Raw genomic sequence first — 15513 nt, forward strand, 5'->3', positions numbered from 1 at the left:
TTGAAGACACTTGCTTTTTTGGCCGCCATGGCCGCTGCCACCGCGACTCTGCCCGCCCATGCGGAAGAACGTCGCATCTCGGTCAGCGGGACCGGTACGGCTCTGGTTGCACCCGATATGGCAACGATAACACTGGGCGTGACCAATCAGGATGCGCAGGCATCGGTAGCGATGCAGGCGACCTCGGACGCGGTGACGCAGATCCTCAAACGACTGGACGAAATGGGATTGGAGGCGCGCGATGTTCAGACGCGCGATCTTTCGCTTTCACCGGTCTGGTCGGGGCGCAGCAATTCCAGAAATGAGCCACCCAAGATCACTGGGTTCACCGCGTCCAACCGCGTTTCGGTACGCGTGCGGGATCTGGATAATCTGGGCCAGATCATGGATGCGGTCATCAAGGACGGTGCCAATGATTTCGGCGGTCTGAGCTTTGGCGTGCAAGAGCCCAAACCGCTTGAGGCTGAAGCACGGGCCAAAGCTGTGGCAGATGCGACCGAGAAGGCGCAGCAACTGGCGCAGGCGTCCGGAGTTACCCTGGGTCCCGTCCTATCGATCAACGACCACGGCGGAGGTGTTCGCCCGATGGCTCAGATGCGCGAGATGGCGATGTCGGACGCCGGTGGCGTGCCGGTCGCAGGCGGAGAGATTTCCGTTTCGGTCAATATCGCGATGGAGTTCGAAATCGCGGAGTAAGCTACGATCCAACGCGGGCTTGCAGCGGTTGGCGCTGCTGGCCCGATGCTTCGAAATTCCCCGGCGCAAGCCAGTTCTCGAATGCCGCGCGAATGCGCGGCCACTCGCTGTCGATAATCGAAAACCACGCCGTATCCCGGTTGCGTCCTTTGTAATGTGTCGCCTGCCGGAAGACGCCCTCGAACGTGAAACCCAAACGTTCAGCTGCGCGTTTTGATGGCGCGTTCAGCGCATCGCATTTCCATTCGTAGCGGCGATAGCCAAGCTCATCGAATACCCGGCGCATCATCAGATACATCACTTCGGTCGATTGCGGTTTACGCTGCAGCAGAGGTGAGAAATGGATGTGGCCCACTTCGATCGCACCCGCGGCTGGTTCGACTCGAAGGTACGAGGCCATCCCGACGGGTACCTCATCCGCGTCGAGCACTGTATGGAACATCGGGTCCGCATCCATGCAGTTTGACTGCGCCCATGCGGTGAAATCCGCCTCAGAGTCGAACGGGCCGTAGGGCAGATAAGTCCAATTGTGGCCGTCCATGTCATTGGCAAACGCCCGGTACAAGCCGGGCGCGTGCCTGTTTACATCCAATGGCACAACGGAACAGAACCGGCCCTGCATCGGTGTGTAAGGTGGCGTGGGGCGAGGGAACTCGCCCGTGACCGAAAAACCGATGGGTTGACCCAGTTCATTTGTGTTGTGCCCGGTCATCGGATCAGGCGCTGGCTTTGGACAGAGCCTGATCGAGATCAGCGATCAGATCGTCTGCATCCTCGATCCCGATGGACACGCGCACCACTCCAGGGCCTGCGCCTGCAGCTTCCTGCTGCTCGGGCGTCAACTGACGGTGTGTGGTCGAGGCCGAGTGGATGATCAGCGACCGTGCGTCGCCAAGGTTGGCCACGTGGCTGAAGATCTCAAGCGCGTTCACCAGCTTTACGCAGGCGTCATAGCCGCCCTTGACCGCAAAGGTGAACAGGGCGCCCGCGCCGCGCGGGTAGTGCTTTTTTACCCTGTCGCTATAAGGCGAGGATGGCAGGCCAGCATATGTCACGTAATCCACACGGTCGTCTGCCTCGAGCCACGCTGCTATCTTCTGCGCGTTTTCGACATGGCGCTCCATCCGTAGCGATAGCGTTTCTATCCCCATCAGTGTGTAATGCGCCGCCTGAGGGTTCATCGTCATGCCCAGATCGCGTAGACCGATCGCGATGCCGTGGAATGTAAAGGCGAGCGGGCCGAAGGTCTCGTGGAATTTCAGGCCGTGATAGGCGGATTCGGGTTCGCTGAGCGAGGGGAACTTGTCATTCGCCGACCAGTCGAACTTGCCCGAATCCACGATGCAGCCGCCGGTCACGGTGCCGTTGCCGGTCAGGTACTTGGTGGTCGAGTGAACGACCAGAGTCGCGCCGTGTTCAATCGGGCGGCACAGGTAGGGCGTGGCCGAGGTGTTGTCGACGATCAGCGGAATGCCTGCTGCGTCCGCCACATCCGCCAGCGCACGGATATCGGTGACATAACCGCCCGGGTTGGCGATGGATTCGCAGAACACCGCGCGGGTGTTTTCGTCGATAGCGTCCTTGACGGCGTCCAGATCATCGGTGTCGACAAACTTGGCCGACCAGCCAAAGCGTTTGATCGTCTGGCTGAACTGCGTGACCGTGCCGCCGTACAGACGGGTCGAAGCCACCACGTTGCAGCCCGGTCCCATCAGCGGGAACAGCGCCATGATCTGCGCCGCGTGACCCGAGGAACAGCACACCGCGCCAACGCCGCCCTCAAGCGTCGCCACACGTTCCTGCAGCACGGCAACCGTCGGGTTGGTCAGGCGGGAATAGATGAACCCCACTTCCTGCAGATTGAACAGCGCGGCGGCGTGGTCAGCGTCGCGGAAGACATAAGCGGTGGTCTGGTAGATCGGTGTCTGGCGCGCGCCTGTGGCAGGGTCGGGGCGGGCCCCGGCGTGAATTTGCAGCGTGTCAAAACCGTAGGTGGGTCCGTCAGACATCGAGGAAATCTCCTGTTGGAATGTGTGTTGCTGAATCTCTAGGACATTGGCTCGCCTGGCACAATGTCCGCGTCACCGCAGCCAAAGCCCCTTGGACTTGATCGTTTTGCGAATGACCTGTTCGCGTGCGGGCAGGTTGTTTCGGTCGAACAATGCCCGGATCTTCGCACCCTTGCGCTGTATCACCAGCTTCTTCAGTGGATCATAGCCTTTGAGCACTTTTTTGATCTTGTTCGGGGCCACGACGGTTTCCAATATCTCGACCACATGATCGCTTTCGCGGGCGTAGAGCATCGGGAACAGGCGATAGTGGCAGCTGACAGACCCATCCAGCAGGCCCTCGGGCAGGGCATCCCGTCCGCCACCGAAGGAATGGATGACCAGCGGCAAGGCGATCTGATCTAGCCACGGGTTCAGAACTTGCCCGGTCAGTTCGGGGATTTCCTCGTCGCGAATGGTGCGGGCATAGCCCATAAACCGCTCACCAAATTGGCGGGGGCATTTGTAGAAGAAATAGCCGGCGTTAAAATACAGGTAGCGCCGCCAATAACCCTCGGGCTGGCTGGGATCGAGAGAGCTTTCGAAATCCAGCCCGAACCGGTCATACAGTGCGCGCCAGATACCCTCATATCCTGGGCCGTAGAGCGTGGGTTTGGGCCATGTTCCCTCGACCCGAAGTGAGGCGCCGGGCTGTTCGAAATCGAACGGGACGTCGGAAATTTCGCCGGTGATCAGAGTGTCGGAGTCGAAAAAGACAAAGGGCTCACCCTCTGGCATCGCCAGCAAAGCTTCGATCTTGTTGCCATTGGGATAGCTCGAGCCAAAAGCATGAGATTCAAAAGGCAGAATCTCGGCACCCAGATGCTGCAGGGCTTCAAGAACTTCGGCATCCTGAATGCTGGGGTTCTGAGGCCAAAGAGGGCCGGGCTGTGGCACCCCCACGAACAGCCGACCTTTGAACCCTGATGAGCTGTGGCGCAGCGAGGCGGCGAAAAGCAATGCCTCGTATTGCAGCCGGTTGTTTTGCCCGATGATGAGGATGTTGAATGTCGCCGGGCTTGCCTGCATCGTGTTGCGCTTTCTGATCGGGCCGGTATTCGGCCGCTGCCTCAACCGGAAGTACAACAAGCTGTGAAGGGCGTCAAAACCCCAAACATGACCGGTTTGCAAATCCGGCTCGTGCTCCCATCTAATGTGACAGCAACGCATGAGGATTGCAGATGCGGGTCAATGCAGATTTCACACAGCGGGTCGCCGTTCACTTTGATCAGACCGAATGGGTCGCGTCACCGGCTGCTGGCGTCGAACGCAAGATGCTGGACCGCATTGGCGAGGAAGTGGCGCGTGCCACAACCATCGTGCGCTTTGCCCCCGGCAGCGCGTTTTCGGCGCATACTCATGACGGGGGTGAGGAATATCTGGTGCTGGACGGAGTGTTCCAGGATGAAACCGGAGATTTCCCTGTCGGCAGCTATGTACGCAATCCCCCGACGTCCTCCCATACACCTTCGGCCAGCGAAGGCGCGACTATTCTGGTCAAATTGCATCAGTTCGACCCCGACGACCGCACCGAGGTTCGGCGCTCGATCAACGGGGGCGGAGATATCGATTTGTTCAAGGACGTGCATGAGGATGTCCAGGTGCAAACCTGGGGCGCTGGCGAACATATTGAATTGGACGCCGATAAGGGGTTTGAGGTCTTTGTTATCGAAGGTGGCTTTGCCGAGGCGGGCGAAGAATTTGGCACTTGGGACTGGTTGCGCTTGCCGCCTGGATCACGCTTTGCTGCTGTAGCAGGAGAGGGCGGAGCCCGTGTTTGGATCAAATCCGGCCACCTGGGTGGGATGGTCTGAGCCGCCGCTGCCAACAAAATAGGCAATTTCTGACTGAATCCGGACCATTCCGCCCGGATTTTTCATTTTTTGACCATTTGGCAAATTTTACCAATTGATAAAAAATCAGATTGTGGCAAGCTGGGGTCCATAACAAACATATCTACAGGGAGTAGAGTGATGGCACAGGGCCAGATGGCACCCGGGATCGTCTCCGGGCGGCTTTCCAGCGATGAGCTGACCTCGAATTTCACCGATCTGCATCCGCCACTGGCCCCGCACGAGGCCGCTGTGGCCGCCGATCGATGCTATTTCTGCTATGACGCGCCATGTGTGACGGCCTGTCCTACGGATATCGATATTCCGTTGTTCATTCGCCAGATTCAGGCCGGGCAACCGCAGGCGGCAGGGCAGACCATTCTGGAGCAGAACATTCTGGGCGGCATGTGTGCCCGGGTTTGTCCGACCGAAACTTTGTGTGAAGAGGCTTGCGTGCGTGAGACGGCCGAAGGCAAGCCGGTCGAGATCGGACGCCTGCAGCGTTATGCAACCGATGATGTGATGGCCTCGGGTGCGCATCCGTTCGAGCGCGCCACAGCAACCGGCAAGACAATTGCCGTAGTTGGGGCAGGGCCCGCCGGTCTGGCCTGTGCGCATCGTCTGGCGATGCTGGGGCACGATGTGGTGATCCACGAAGGCAAGCCCAAGCCAGGCGGTCTGAACGAATACGGGATTGCGGCGTATAAATCTACCAATGATTTTGCACAGGCCGAGGTCGATTGGCTGCTTAAAATAGGCGGGATCGCGATCGAGACCGGTTCGATTCTGGGAGAGACGATTTCTCTGGAAGGGTTGCAGGAGAACTATGACGCTGTTTTCCTGTCAATAGGACTTGCGGGGGTGAACGCACTGCGGGCTGATGGGGTCGATAAAGACGGGGTGCGCCCGGCGGTCGACTTTATCTCGGATGTGCGACAGGCCAGCGATCTGGTTGATCTACCTGTGGGTCGCAATGTCGTTGTGATTGGCGGTGGTATGACTGCCGTAGATGCGGCAGTGAAATCGAAACTGCTAGGCGCTGAGCACGTCACCATCGCCTATCGCCGAGGTCGCGACGCGATGGGTGCAAGCCGGTACGAACAGGATTTGGCGGCGTCGCATGGTGTTCGGATTCTCTGCAATGTTCAGCCGGTGGCTATTCACGGAAATGGTGCCGCAGCAGAGATCGAATTGGAGTATACTGCGAGCCATGATGGTCGACTGACCGGAACGGGTGAATCTGTCCGTGTGCCGGCCGATCAGGTTCTTAAGGCCATCGGTCAGACGCTTGACGGTGCGCCGGAAGGCCTAACGCTGGATGGCAATAAGATTGCCGTGACCGGGGCGGGACGCACTTCAATGACCGGTGTGTGGGCTGGCGGAGACTGTGCGGCAGGAGGCGAAGACCTGACCGTGACCGCCGTAGCCGAAGGTCGCGATGCCGCGATGGATATCCACGCTGCTCTGAGCGCGTGAAACTCAAAGACAAAGATGCAGCGCTGCATCAGGGAGGCCGGATAAATGGCTGATTTAACATCAAACTTTCTTGGAATATCTAGCCCGAACCCGTATTGGCTGGCCTCCGCGCCACCGACGGATAAGGAGTACAATGTTCGCCGCGCCTTCGAGGCCGGATGGGGCGGCGTAGTGTGGAAGACCTTGGGGGCCGAGGGGCCTCCGGTCGTGAATGTGAACGGCCCACGCTATGGCGCGATTTATGGCGCGGACCGCCGGTTGTTGGGACTCAACAACATCGAACTGATCACAGATCGGCCGCTTGAGGTGAACCTTGAGGAAATGGCCCGCGTAAAGGCGGATTATCCAGATCGCGCCCTGATCGCCTCGATCATGGTGCCCTGTGAGGAGGCTGCTTGGAAGGCCATTCTGCCGCGTGTGGCTGAAACCGGTGCGGACGGGATCGAGCTGAATTTTGGCTGTCCGCACGGGATGAGCGAGCGGGGTATGGGGTCTGCCGTCGGGCAGGTGCCGGAATACATCGAAATGGTGACCCGTTGGTGCAAACAGTATTACGACCGCCCAGTTATCGTGAAGCTAACGCCGAACATTACGGATATCCGCAAACCTGCGGCGGCGGCGAAGAATGGGGGCGCGGATGCGGTATCGCTGATCAATACGATCAACTCGATCACCAGTGTCAATCTGGACACGTTCAGCCCCGAACCCTCGATTGACGGTAAAGGCAGCCATGGTGGCTACTGCGGACCGGCGGTGAAACCAATCGCGTTGTCGATGGTGTCCGAGATTGCGCGGGCTGAAGCCACGCATGGGCTACCGATCTCAGGCATCGGTGGCGTCACCACTTGGCGCGATGCAGCAGAGTTTATCTCGCTGGGTTGCGGCAATGTTCAGGTCTGCACTGCAGCGATGACCTATGGGTTCAAAATCATCGATGAATTGACGGCTGGCTTATCAGAATGGATGGATGAGAAAGGCTATGCCAATATCGACGAAGTGATCGGACGCGCAGTGCCCAATGTGACGGATTGGCAATATCTGAACCTCAACTACATCGCCAAAGCGAAGATCGATCAGGATCAGTGCATCAAATGCGGTCGCTGTTTTGCAGCCTGTGAAGATACCAGCCATCAGGCGATTTCGATGTCGGCGGATCGGGTGTTCGAGGTTATCGACGAGGAATGCGTGGCCTGCAATCTTTGCGTGGATGTGTGCCCTGTAGAGGGGTGTATTTCCATGGAGCCGATGGCCGCCGGAGCGGTTGATCCGCGCACAGGCAAGGTCGTTGATCCTGAATATGCCAATTGGACGACACACCCCAACAACCCCATGGCGAAAGCGGCGGAGTAGTCAGAGATATTTCGTCAAAAATCTTGGCGGAGAAAATTCGGCGAATTTTCTCAGAACAGAATGTCGATGGGTCCGTTGTGGCAGATGATGACATGTTGATTGGCGGTGCGGATCAAATGGTATCCGCGCCGTTTCACTTCAGCCTGAAAAGCCGCGTGACCAACCTCGCGTTCGACCCAAGCAACTAAGCGTCGCACAACAGCTCCCGTTCGAGCAGATCGGGACGAGAAAAGCTGGGTGATCCAAGGCTCGGGATCTGAGCGATACGTCATCATGCTCCGAGCTTTTCTCAATAGGGTTAAGTGTCTCTTAAGGTGTAAGCAGTTTTCGATAGAGCGTTTCCACGAACGGAACTGCGCCTTCGAATGGGTCTTCTTCCCCAAGAATTGCCCGGACTTGAACATCGAAATCCGCATAATGCTGTGTCAGTGCCCAGATCGAGAAAATCAGATGATAGGGATGGACTCGTGCAATTTTGCCCTGAGCCATCCAGCTTGTCAGAATCGTGGTTTTTTCATCGACCAGTTTTTTGAGATCGCTGGACAAAGCTTCATGAATGCGCGGCGCGCCCTGAACAAGTTCATTGGCAAAGAGGCGGCTCTCGCGCGGCAGGTCGCGGCTCATCTCAAGTTTGCGTTGGATATAAGACAGTATTTCTTCCAGCGGGTCGCCATCCTCATTCAACGCGTGCAGGGGAGCGAGCCAGACTTCAAGCAGACCCGACAACAGGGCTGTATGGATCGCTTCTTTCGATGGAAAATAATAGAGCAGGTTGGGCTTGCTCAGCCCCGCCTCGGCTGCAATTTGGTCGACGGTTGCGCCGCGAAAACCGTGGGCTGAGAACACATTCAGGGCCGCCTCGAGAATCGCTGCTCGGTTCTTTTGCTGAATCCGGGTTGGGGCGCGGTCTTTGGGCATGTTCACCTGTTGTCCTTTTTTCGGCCAGTTGGGCGTCAATTATGTCGAAAATTCCGGCAGGCCACTGCAATTTCTTGACTGATGTCGAACCCGTGATAGCGTGAGTTTGACCAGATGGTCAAATCAAGACACCAAAAGCGAGCCAAATCGCAAGCAACAGGGAAGAACATGATGGCAGCTCCGGCGCAGAATCTCAGGATCAATGGCGACAGGTTATGGGACAGCCTGATGGAGATGGCCAAGATCGGCCCAGGCGTCGCGGGTGGCAACAACCGTCAGACGCTAACGGACGAGGACGCCGAAGGGCGCGCGTTGTTTCAGAAATGGTGCGAGGATGCCGGTTGCTCGATGGGGCTGGACCAGATGGGCAACATGTTTGCCCGACGAGAGGGAGCGGACCCCGAGGCACTGCCGGTTTATGTAGGGTCGCATTTGGATACGCAGCCCACAGGTGGCAAGTATGATGGCGTTCTTGGCGTGCTTGGTGGGCTGGAGATCATTCGCACGCTGAATGACCTGGGCATCAAGACCAAGCACCCTATTGTGGCCACCAATTGGACCAACGAAGAAGGGACGCGGTATGCCCCGGCGATGTTGTCTTCGGGGGTGTTTGCCGGAATGCACACTCAGGACTGGGCTTATGCACGTGAGGATGCCGAAGGAAGGAAGTTCGGAGATGAGCTGAACCGCATCGGTTGGCGCGGCGATGAAGAGGTTGGTGCGCGCAAGATGCACGCTTTCTTTGAGTTGCACATTGAACAGGGCCCGATTCTGGAAGCTGAGGGTAAGGATATTGGCGTTGTTACCCATGGTCAGGGTTTGAGCTGGACCCAGGTTACCGTGACCGGCAAGGATGCGCATACTGGGTCTACGCCGATGCCGATGCGTAAGAATGCCGGGCTGGCGATGGCGCGTATTCTTGAGAAAGTGGACGAGATTGCATGGTCGCATGCACCTCATGCCGTGGGTGCGGCGGGGCATATCGATGTCTATCCGAACTCACGCAATGTGATCCCCGGAAAGGCAGTGTTCACGATCGATTTTCGCTCGCCCGAGTTGGACGTTATCACTGATATGGAGAACCGTCTGCGAGTCGCAGCTGAAGATATCGTCGAAGAGATGGGGCTGCAGATCGAATTCGAGAAAGTGGGCGGTTTTGATCCGGTGAAGTTTGATGAAGGTTGCGTGGCGGCGGTGCGCGATGCGGCTGAGCGGTTGGGGTATTCGCATACGGATATCATCTCGGGCGCCGGTCATGATGCCTGCTGGATCAACCGGGTGGCGCCAACAGCGATGGTGATGTGCCCATGCGTTGATGGGTTGAGCCATAATGAAGCTGAGGAGATCAGCAAGGATTGGGCTGCAGCTGGGGCGGATGTTCTGTTGCATGCGGTCGTTGAGACAGCAGAGATTGTGGAATAGGGGGCTCTGCCCCCGTCGCCCGATGGGCGGCTCCCCCGGGATATTTTTAGCCAGATGAAGCAAGCGGCGTAGACCGCATCAGGGAGTTTAACATGAGCACTGTGATCAAGAACGGAACCGTTGTGACCGCTGATCTGACCTATAAGGCGGATGTAAAGGTCGAAGGTGGTGTGATTACTGAGATTGGGCCGGACCTGCGAGGTGATAAGGAACTTGATGCATCGGGCTGTTATGTCATGCCCGGAGGGATCGACCCGCACACACATCTGGAAATGCCGTTTATGGGTACCTATTCCAGCGATGATTTCGAAAGCGGAACACGCGCAGCGCTGGCAGGCGGGACCACTATGGTTGTGGATTTCGCGTTGCCCAATCCGGGCGAAAGCCTGTTGGACGCCCTGAAGCGTTGGGACAACAAGTCAACGCGCGCGAATTGTGATTATTCGTTCCATATGGCGGTGACCTGGTGGGGCGAGCAGGTGTTTGATGACATCAAAACCGTCATCGAGACGCGTGGCATCAACACCTTCAAGCATTTCATGGCCTATAAAGGCGCGCTGATGGTGAACGACGATGAGCTGTTTGCTTCGTTCAAGCGTCTGGCCGAGTTGGGTGGCACCGCGATGGTCCATGCCGAGAATGGCGATGTGGTCGCTGAACTGAGCGCGAAGTTGTTGGCCGAAGGAAACACAGGGCCAGAGGCGCATGCCTATTCCCGCCCACCACAGGTGGAAGGCGAGGCAACCAACCGCGCGATCATGATCGCGGATATGGCGGGTGTGCCGCTCTATGTGGTGCATACTTCCTGTGAGGAGGCGCACGAGGCTATTCGACGCGCCAAGATGCAGGGCAAACGGGTTTGGGGCGAACCTTTGATCCAACACCTGACATTGGATGAGAGTGAATACTTTCACCACGATTGGGAGCATGCGGCACGGCGGGTCATGAGCCCTCCGTTCCGGAACAAACAGCATCAGGATAGCTTGTGGAACGGTTTGCAATCCGGAACACTGAGTGTGGTGGCCACGGATCACTGTGCCTTTACGACCGAGCAGAAACGCTATGGCGTTGGGGATTTCACCAAGATCCCGAACGGCACCGGCGGGTTGGAGGACCGGATGCCGATGCTTTGGACGCATGGGGTGAACACAGGTAGGTTGACACCGAATGAGTTCGTGGCCGTGACTTCAACTAATATCGCCAAGATATTGAATTGTTATCCGAAAAAAGGTGCGGTTCTCGTGGGAGCGGATGCTGATCTGGTGGTTTGGGATCCGGATAAGGCCAAGGTGATCTCGGCCGATACGCAGCAGTCGTCGATCGATTACAACGTGTTCGAAGGCAAGGAAGTGCGCGGGTTGCCCCGGTTCACGCTAACTCGTGGGGCGGTGGCCGTACATGATGGCGAGATTCAGACTCAGGAAGGGCACGGGAAGTTCGTGGCACGTGAGGCCAATACCCATGTGAACAAGGCGCTGAGCACCTGGAAAGAGTTGACAGCGCCCCGGCCTGTTGAGCGGACAGGTATACCGGCAACGGGTGTATAAACCCCTTGGGTCGCCTTTCTGGCGACCCGGGTCTGAGCTTCTTCAAGGCAATCGAATGAATACAGAAAATACTACTCAGCCCGTTATTGAGGCAAGGCAGCTGGATCTTACATTTCAGACGAATGATGGGCCTATTCATGCGCTGAAAGATGTGAACTTGTCGATTGGCAAGGGGGAGTTCGTTAGTTTTATCGGCCCCTCGGGCTGCGGCAAGACGACGTTCCTGCGCTGTATCGCAGCGCTGGAAACACCGACCGGCGGGACCCTGACCGTGAATGGCATGACGCCTGACGAAGCACGGCGAAAGCGCGCTTATGGGTATGTGTTTCAGGCGGCCGGGCTCTACCCGTGGCGGACCATTGCAAAGAACATCAAGCTGCCGCTTGAGATCATGGGCTATTCCTCCTCCGAGCAGGAGGAACGCGTTAGAAAGGTTCTGGAACTTGTTGATCTTGATGGATTTGGCGGTAAGTTCCCCTGGCAGCTCTCGGGCGGGATGCAACAGCGGGCCAGTATCGCGCGGGCCTTGGCATTTGATGCGGATATTCTGCTGATGGACGAGCCGTTCGGTGCGCTCGATGAGATCGTGCGCGACCATCTGAACGAACAGCTTCTGGCATTATGGGCGCGCACCGAGAAGACCATCGGTTTCGTGACACATTCGATCCCCGAAGCGGTGTATCTCAGCACCAAAATCGTGGTAATGAGCCCTCGGCCCGGCCGGATCACGGATGTGATCGATAGCCCTCTGCCGAAAGAGCGGCCTTTGGATATCCGTGATACGCCCGAGTTTATCGAAGTCGCCCACCGCGTGCGAGAAGGATTGCGAGCGGGTCATGGGGATGATGTGTGATGGCGGATAAAGGCATCAGGCGGGCATCCCGCGAAGATGTGGGGGATTGCGCGCGCATCATCGCGACCTGGGCCGCCCAGACCGATTGGATACCCGAGGAATTGCCAGAAGAAAAGCTGGCGGATCTGATTCTTGAGGCGTTTCCGAACAGGGACATCTGGATCGCAGGTGATCCGATTGATTGCTATATGTCTGTCGATCCGGTCGAACATAAGGTTGGTGCGCTGTATTGTTTGCGCACTGGGCAGGGCATCGGCAAGCAATTGCTGGATAAGGCGAAGGAGGGGCGCGACCATCTTTGGCTGACCACACATGTGCCAAATGTCGACGCGCAACGGTTTTATCGGCGCGAGGGCTTTGTTGAGACGGGAAGAGAGCCTCCGGTGCCACCTGACACGGTGCCTGTCATTCGGATGGAGTGGCACGCATGAAGCAGATCATTGCAGTCCTCACCGTGATCGCCGCCATTGTCGTTGTCTGGTACGCGGCCTGTATTCCTATGAATATCAAAGGGGTTCTGACTGAACAGGAGCGCGCGGGTGCTGAAGTCCAACCACCTTCAGCCAAGGATCGCCGGGACATGGGGGAGATCGGTCTGGCCTTGAACAACGCGTCTGCAATCCCAGCTACATGGGAGCAGGACCGCCCGCGGCTGCCTGCACCGCATCAAGTTGGGATTGAGCTGTGGGAAACCACGATTGAGAAAAAAATCACCTCGAAACGCTCTCTGATTTATCATGGCTGGGTCACGCTGAGCGCTACGATGCTGGGTTTTGCTATCGGAACCGGGTTGGGCATCCTGCTGGCGGTCGGGATCGTGCACAGTCGGGTGATGGATCTGTCGGTGATGCCCTGGGCGATCGTCAGCCAGACCATTCCTATCATTGCGCTGGCTCCGATGATTATCGTTGTTCTGTATTCTGTTGGGGTTCAGGGGATCATTCCTAAGGCGATCATTTCGGCGTATCTGAGTTTCTTCCCCGTCGTCGTAGGCATGGTAAAAGGGCTGCGCAGCCCGGATGCTATGCAGTTGGATTTGCTGCGAACCTACAATGCCAGCCGTTCGCAGGGGTTTTGGAAACTGCGGCTGCCGGCCTCGATGCCCTATCTGTTTACATCGCTGAAAATTGGCGTCGCTGCTTCGCTGGTCGGGGCCATTGTTGGAGAACTGCCGACCGGGGCTGTTGCCGGGTTGGGTGCACGGCTGCTGGCCGGTAGCTACTATGGCCAGACGGTACAGATCTGGTCGGCGCTGTTTGCTGCGGCCATTCTCGCCGCCTGTCTCGTCGGGTTGCTGGGGCTGATCGAGCGGACCGTCCTGAAACGAATGGGGATGGCACAATGATACCTATTGTTGGTGCAATCGCTGTCTGGTTATTGGGTTGGTGGTTGAACAGCCGTCTGGCCAGCGGACCCTATTCTGACACGCGGATGGTGCGGTTTCTTGCGCCCCTGATCTTCGGTCTGACCGTGATTGGCATCTGGGAACTGGTGGTGCGTGGACTAGAAGTGCCCTTGGTCATTCTGCCCGCGCCATCAGTCATCTGGGACCGTTTCTGGGATAGTTTGCCAACACTTTGGGCTGACTTTGTTCAAACGATCATCAAGGGAGCACTCAGCGGCTACATCATCGGCTGCGGTTCGGCCTTTCTCATGGCAATTGCCGTGGATAGATGGGATTTCCTGCGCCTCGGGCTTCTTCCCGTCGGCAACTTTGTTGCAGCGCTGCCTATCGTGGGCACCGCACCCATTTTAGTGATGTGGTTCGGGTTCGACTGGCATTCCAAGGCGGCGGTCGTCGTAGTGATGGTGTTCTTCCCGATGCTGGTGAACACGGTGGCAGGGCTGCGCGAAGCCACAACGATGCAGCGCGATCTGATGGAGACCTATGCCGCCACCTATTGGCAGAGCTTCCTGAAACTTCGCCTCCCCGCCGCGATGCCGTTTATTTTCAACGGGCTCAAGATTTCTACCACTCTGGCGCTGATCGGCGCTATCGTGGCTGAGTTCTTTGGCTCCCCCACATTGGGCATGGGCTTTCGGATATCGACCAGCGTCGGGCAATTGTCGCTTGATATGGTGTGGGCCGAGATTGTAGTGGCCGCGCTGGCGGGGACGGCCTTCTATGGCGTAGTGGCGATGATCGAAAAGGCGGTGACCTTCTGGCATCCGTCGCAGCGAGGATAAAGGAATAACTCAACAGACCCCATAAACGGGGCAAACATAAGCAACTAGGAGATATGAAGATGAAGAAGCTACTCAGTGGGGCGGTTGCGGCCTTTAGCCTGGCAGCCAGTGCGACACTTGCTGCGGATGAGGTGACACTACAATTGAAGTGGGTCACGCAAGCGCAGTTTGCGGGCTATTATGTGGCAAAAGACAAAGGGTTCTACGAAGAAGAGGGGCTGGACGTCACCATTCTGCCCGGTGGTCCTGATATTGCGCCCACACAGGTGATCGCAGGTGGTGGAGCAGACGTTACGGTGGAATGGATGCCGGCTGCACTTGCCGCGCGCGAAAAGGGTCTGCCTCTGGTGAACATCGCGCAGCCTTTCAAGAGCTCGGGCATGATGCTGACCTGCTGGAAAGATGCGGGGATTGCCTCGCCTGAAGATCTCAAAAATCGCACGCTGGGAGTCTGGTTCTTCGGCAACGAATTCCCGTTCATGAGCTGGATGAGTCAGCTGGGAATCGGTACCGATGGCAAAAGCGACAGCGGTGTCGAAGTGCTGAAACAAGGCTTTAACGTCGACCCGCTGCTGCAGCGTCAGGCCGATTGCATTAGCACCATGACCTACAATGAGTATTGGCAGGTCATTGATGCCGGTGTCACGCCCGAAGAACTGGTAACCTTCAAATACGAAGATCAGGGCGTCGCCACGCTTGAGGATGGTTTATATGTGCTTGAAGAAAATTTGAGCGATGCGGCCTTCACCGACAAGATGGAACGGTTTGTCCGTGCCTCGATGAAGGGTTGGAAATACGCCGAAGAGAACCCGGATGAAGCCGCTGAGATCGTTCTCGAAAACGATGCGACCGGTGCCCAGACCGAGGAGCATCAAAAGCGCATGATGGGCGAGATTGCCAAGCTGACCGCAGGGTCGAACGGGGCGCTGGATCCAGCCGATTTCGACCGCACGGTTGATACCCTGCTGGCGGGCGGATCTGATCCGGTTATCACCAAAAAGCCTGAAGGGGCATGGACACATCAGATCACCGACGCTGCGCTGAACTGAGCCAGCTACAGCAAAAGACGTGCCAATCAAACGCGGCCCTGACGGGGCCGCGTTCTTAGTTTTGAATGTCGAATTTGTGCCTGTACTTGCTGGACAGAACCTTTAGTATTTCCTGTAATTTATAGCATTTTGTCA

General features: G+C 57.3%; 16 protein-coding genes. 11 read left to right on the plus strand and 5 right to left on the minus strand.

The genetic code is table 11. From position 1 onward, the window contains the following. Nucleotides 1-696, plus strand: coding sequence for an SIMPL domain-containing protein (locus ACR0CZ_RS09330; protein WP_170393390.1), 696 nt, complete (start codon nucleotides 1-3; stop codon nucleotides 694-696). Nucleotide 697: 1 nt separating this feature from the next. Here ACR0CZ_RS09330 and ACR0CZ_RS09335 read toward each other — a convergent pair whose 3' ends face one another. The 3 genes from ACR0CZ_RS09335 to ACR0CZ_RS09345 form a co-directional block, all read right to left on the minus strand. After that, complete coding sequence (locus ACR0CZ_RS09335) at nucleotides 698-1408, minus strand: GNAT family N-acetyltransferase (protein WP_170393388.1); 711 nt, start codon at nucleotides 1406-1408, stop codon at nucleotides 698-700. Between the two features lie 4 nt (nucleotides 1409-1412). After that, nucleotides 1413-2705 carry an O-acetylhomoserine aminocarboxypropyltransferase/cysteine synthase family protein gene (locus tag ACR0CZ_RS09340; RefSeq protein ID WP_170393386.1) on the minus strand — a complete coding sequence of 431 codons (1293 nt, stop codon included), beginning with the start codon at nucleotides 2703-2705 and terminating at the stop codon, nucleotides 1413-1415. Nucleotides 2706-2777: 72 nt separating this feature from the next. Beyond that, the gene (locus ACR0CZ_RS09345; RefSeq protein WP_170393384.1) at nucleotides 2778-3773 is read right to left on the minus strand and encodes a hypothetical protein; all 996 of its coding nucleotides are present in this window, start codon (nucleotides 3771-3773) and stop codon (nucleotides 2778-2780) included. Between the two features lie 152 nt (nucleotides 3774-3925). Here ACR0CZ_RS09345 and ACR0CZ_RS09350 point away from each other — a divergent pair, with 152 nt between their 5' ends. The 3 genes from ACR0CZ_RS09350 (at nucleotide 3926) to preA (ending at nucleotide 7402) form a co-directional block, all read left to right on the plus strand. Next, nucleotides 3926-4558, plus strand: coding sequence for a cupin domain-containing protein (locus ACR0CZ_RS09350; RefSeq protein ID WP_170393382.1), 633 nt, complete (start codon nucleotides 3926-3928; stop codon nucleotides 4556-4558). Between the two features lie 159 nt (nucleotides 4559-4717). Further along, complete coding sequence (locus ACR0CZ_RS09355) at nucleotides 4718-6052, plus strand: NAD(P)-dependent oxidoreductase (RefSeq protein ID WP_170393381.1); 1335 nt, start codon at nucleotides 4718-4720, stop codon at nucleotides 6050-6052. Between the two features lie 45 nt (nucleotides 6053-6097). Continuing rightward, nucleotides 6098-7402, plus strand: a complete 1305-nt coding sequence (gene preA / locus ACR0CZ_RS09360; RefSeq protein ID WP_170393380.1) for an NAD-dependent dihydropyrimidine dehydrogenase subunit PreA — start codon at nucleotides 6098-6100, stop codon at nucleotides 7400-7402. Between the two features lie 50 nt (nucleotides 7403-7452). Here preA and ACR0CZ_RS09365 read toward each other — a convergent pair whose 3' ends face one another. Together ACR0CZ_RS09365 and ACR0CZ_RS09370 are read right to left on the minus strand one after the other, a co-directional pair. Then, nucleotides 7453-7599, minus strand: coding sequence for a hypothetical protein (locus tag ACR0CZ_RS09365; RefSeq protein ID WP_480536959.1), 147 nt, complete (start codon nucleotides 7597-7599; stop codon nucleotides 7453-7455). A gap of 112 nt (nucleotides 7600-7711) precedes the next feature. Next, on the minus strand, nucleotides 7712-8320 hold the full coding sequence (locus ACR0CZ_RS09370; RefSeq protein WP_170393378.1) for a TetR family transcriptional regulator C-terminal domain-containing protein: 609 nt from the start codon (nucleotides 8318-8320) through the stop codon (nucleotides 7712-7714). 171 nt (nucleotides 8321-8491) lie between these two features. Here ACR0CZ_RS09370 and ACR0CZ_RS09375 point away from each other — a divergent pair, with 171 nt between their 5' ends. The 7 genes from ACR0CZ_RS09375 (at nucleotide 8492) to ACR0CZ_RS09405 (ending at nucleotide 15378) form a co-directional block, all read left to right on the plus strand. Further along, nucleotides 8492-9742, plus strand: coding sequence for a Zn-dependent hydrolase (locus ACR0CZ_RS09375; RefSeq protein ID WP_170393713.1), 1251 nt, complete (start codon nucleotides 8492-8494; stop codon nucleotides 9740-9742). 92 nt (nucleotides 9743-9834) lie between these two features. After that, entirely contained in the window at nucleotides 9835-11289 is a 1455-nt protein-coding gene (gene hydA / locus ACR0CZ_RS09380; protein WP_170393377.1) for a dihydropyrimidinase, read from the plus strand. 55 nt (nucleotides 11290-11344) lie between these two features. After that, nucleotides 11345-12142, plus strand: a complete 798-nt coding sequence (locus ACR0CZ_RS09385) for an ABC transporter ATP-binding protein (RefSeq protein WP_170393376.1) — start codon at nucleotides 11345-11347, stop codon at nucleotides 12140-12142. Then, nucleotides 12142-12573 (plus strand): GNAT family N-acetyltransferase, encoded by a 432-nt coding sequence (locus ACR0CZ_RS09390; protein ID WP_170393374.1) that lies wholly within the window; start codon nucleotides 12142-12144, stop codon nucleotides 12571-12573. The genes ACR0CZ_RS09385 and ACR0CZ_RS09390 overlap by 1 nt, the downstream gene beginning before the upstream one ends. Continuing rightward, nucleotides 12570-13487, plus strand: a complete 918-nt coding sequence (locus ACR0CZ_RS09395) for an ABC transporter permease (RefSeq protein ID WP_170393372.1) — start codon at nucleotides 12570-12572, stop codon at nucleotides 13485-13487. The genes ACR0CZ_RS09390 and ACR0CZ_RS09395 overlap by 4 nt, the downstream gene beginning before the upstream one ends. Then, a complete protein-coding gene (locus tag ACR0CZ_RS09400) occupies nucleotides 13484-14329 on the plus strand; it encodes an ABC transporter permease (RefSeq protein WP_170393370.1) in 846 nt (281 codons plus the stop codon). Before ACR0CZ_RS09395 ends, ACR0CZ_RS09400 begins: the two co-directional genes overlap by 4 nt. Nucleotides 14330-14388: 59 nt before the next feature. Then, complete coding sequence (locus ACR0CZ_RS09405; RefSeq protein ID WP_170393369.1) at nucleotides 14389-15378, plus strand: ABC transporter substrate-binding protein; 990 nt, start codon at nucleotides 14389-14391, stop codon at nucleotides 15376-15378. The last annotated feature ends 135 nt before the right edge of the window (nucleotides 15379-15513 follow it).

It is taken from the genome of Ruegeria sp. H9, from assembly GCF_056532915.1.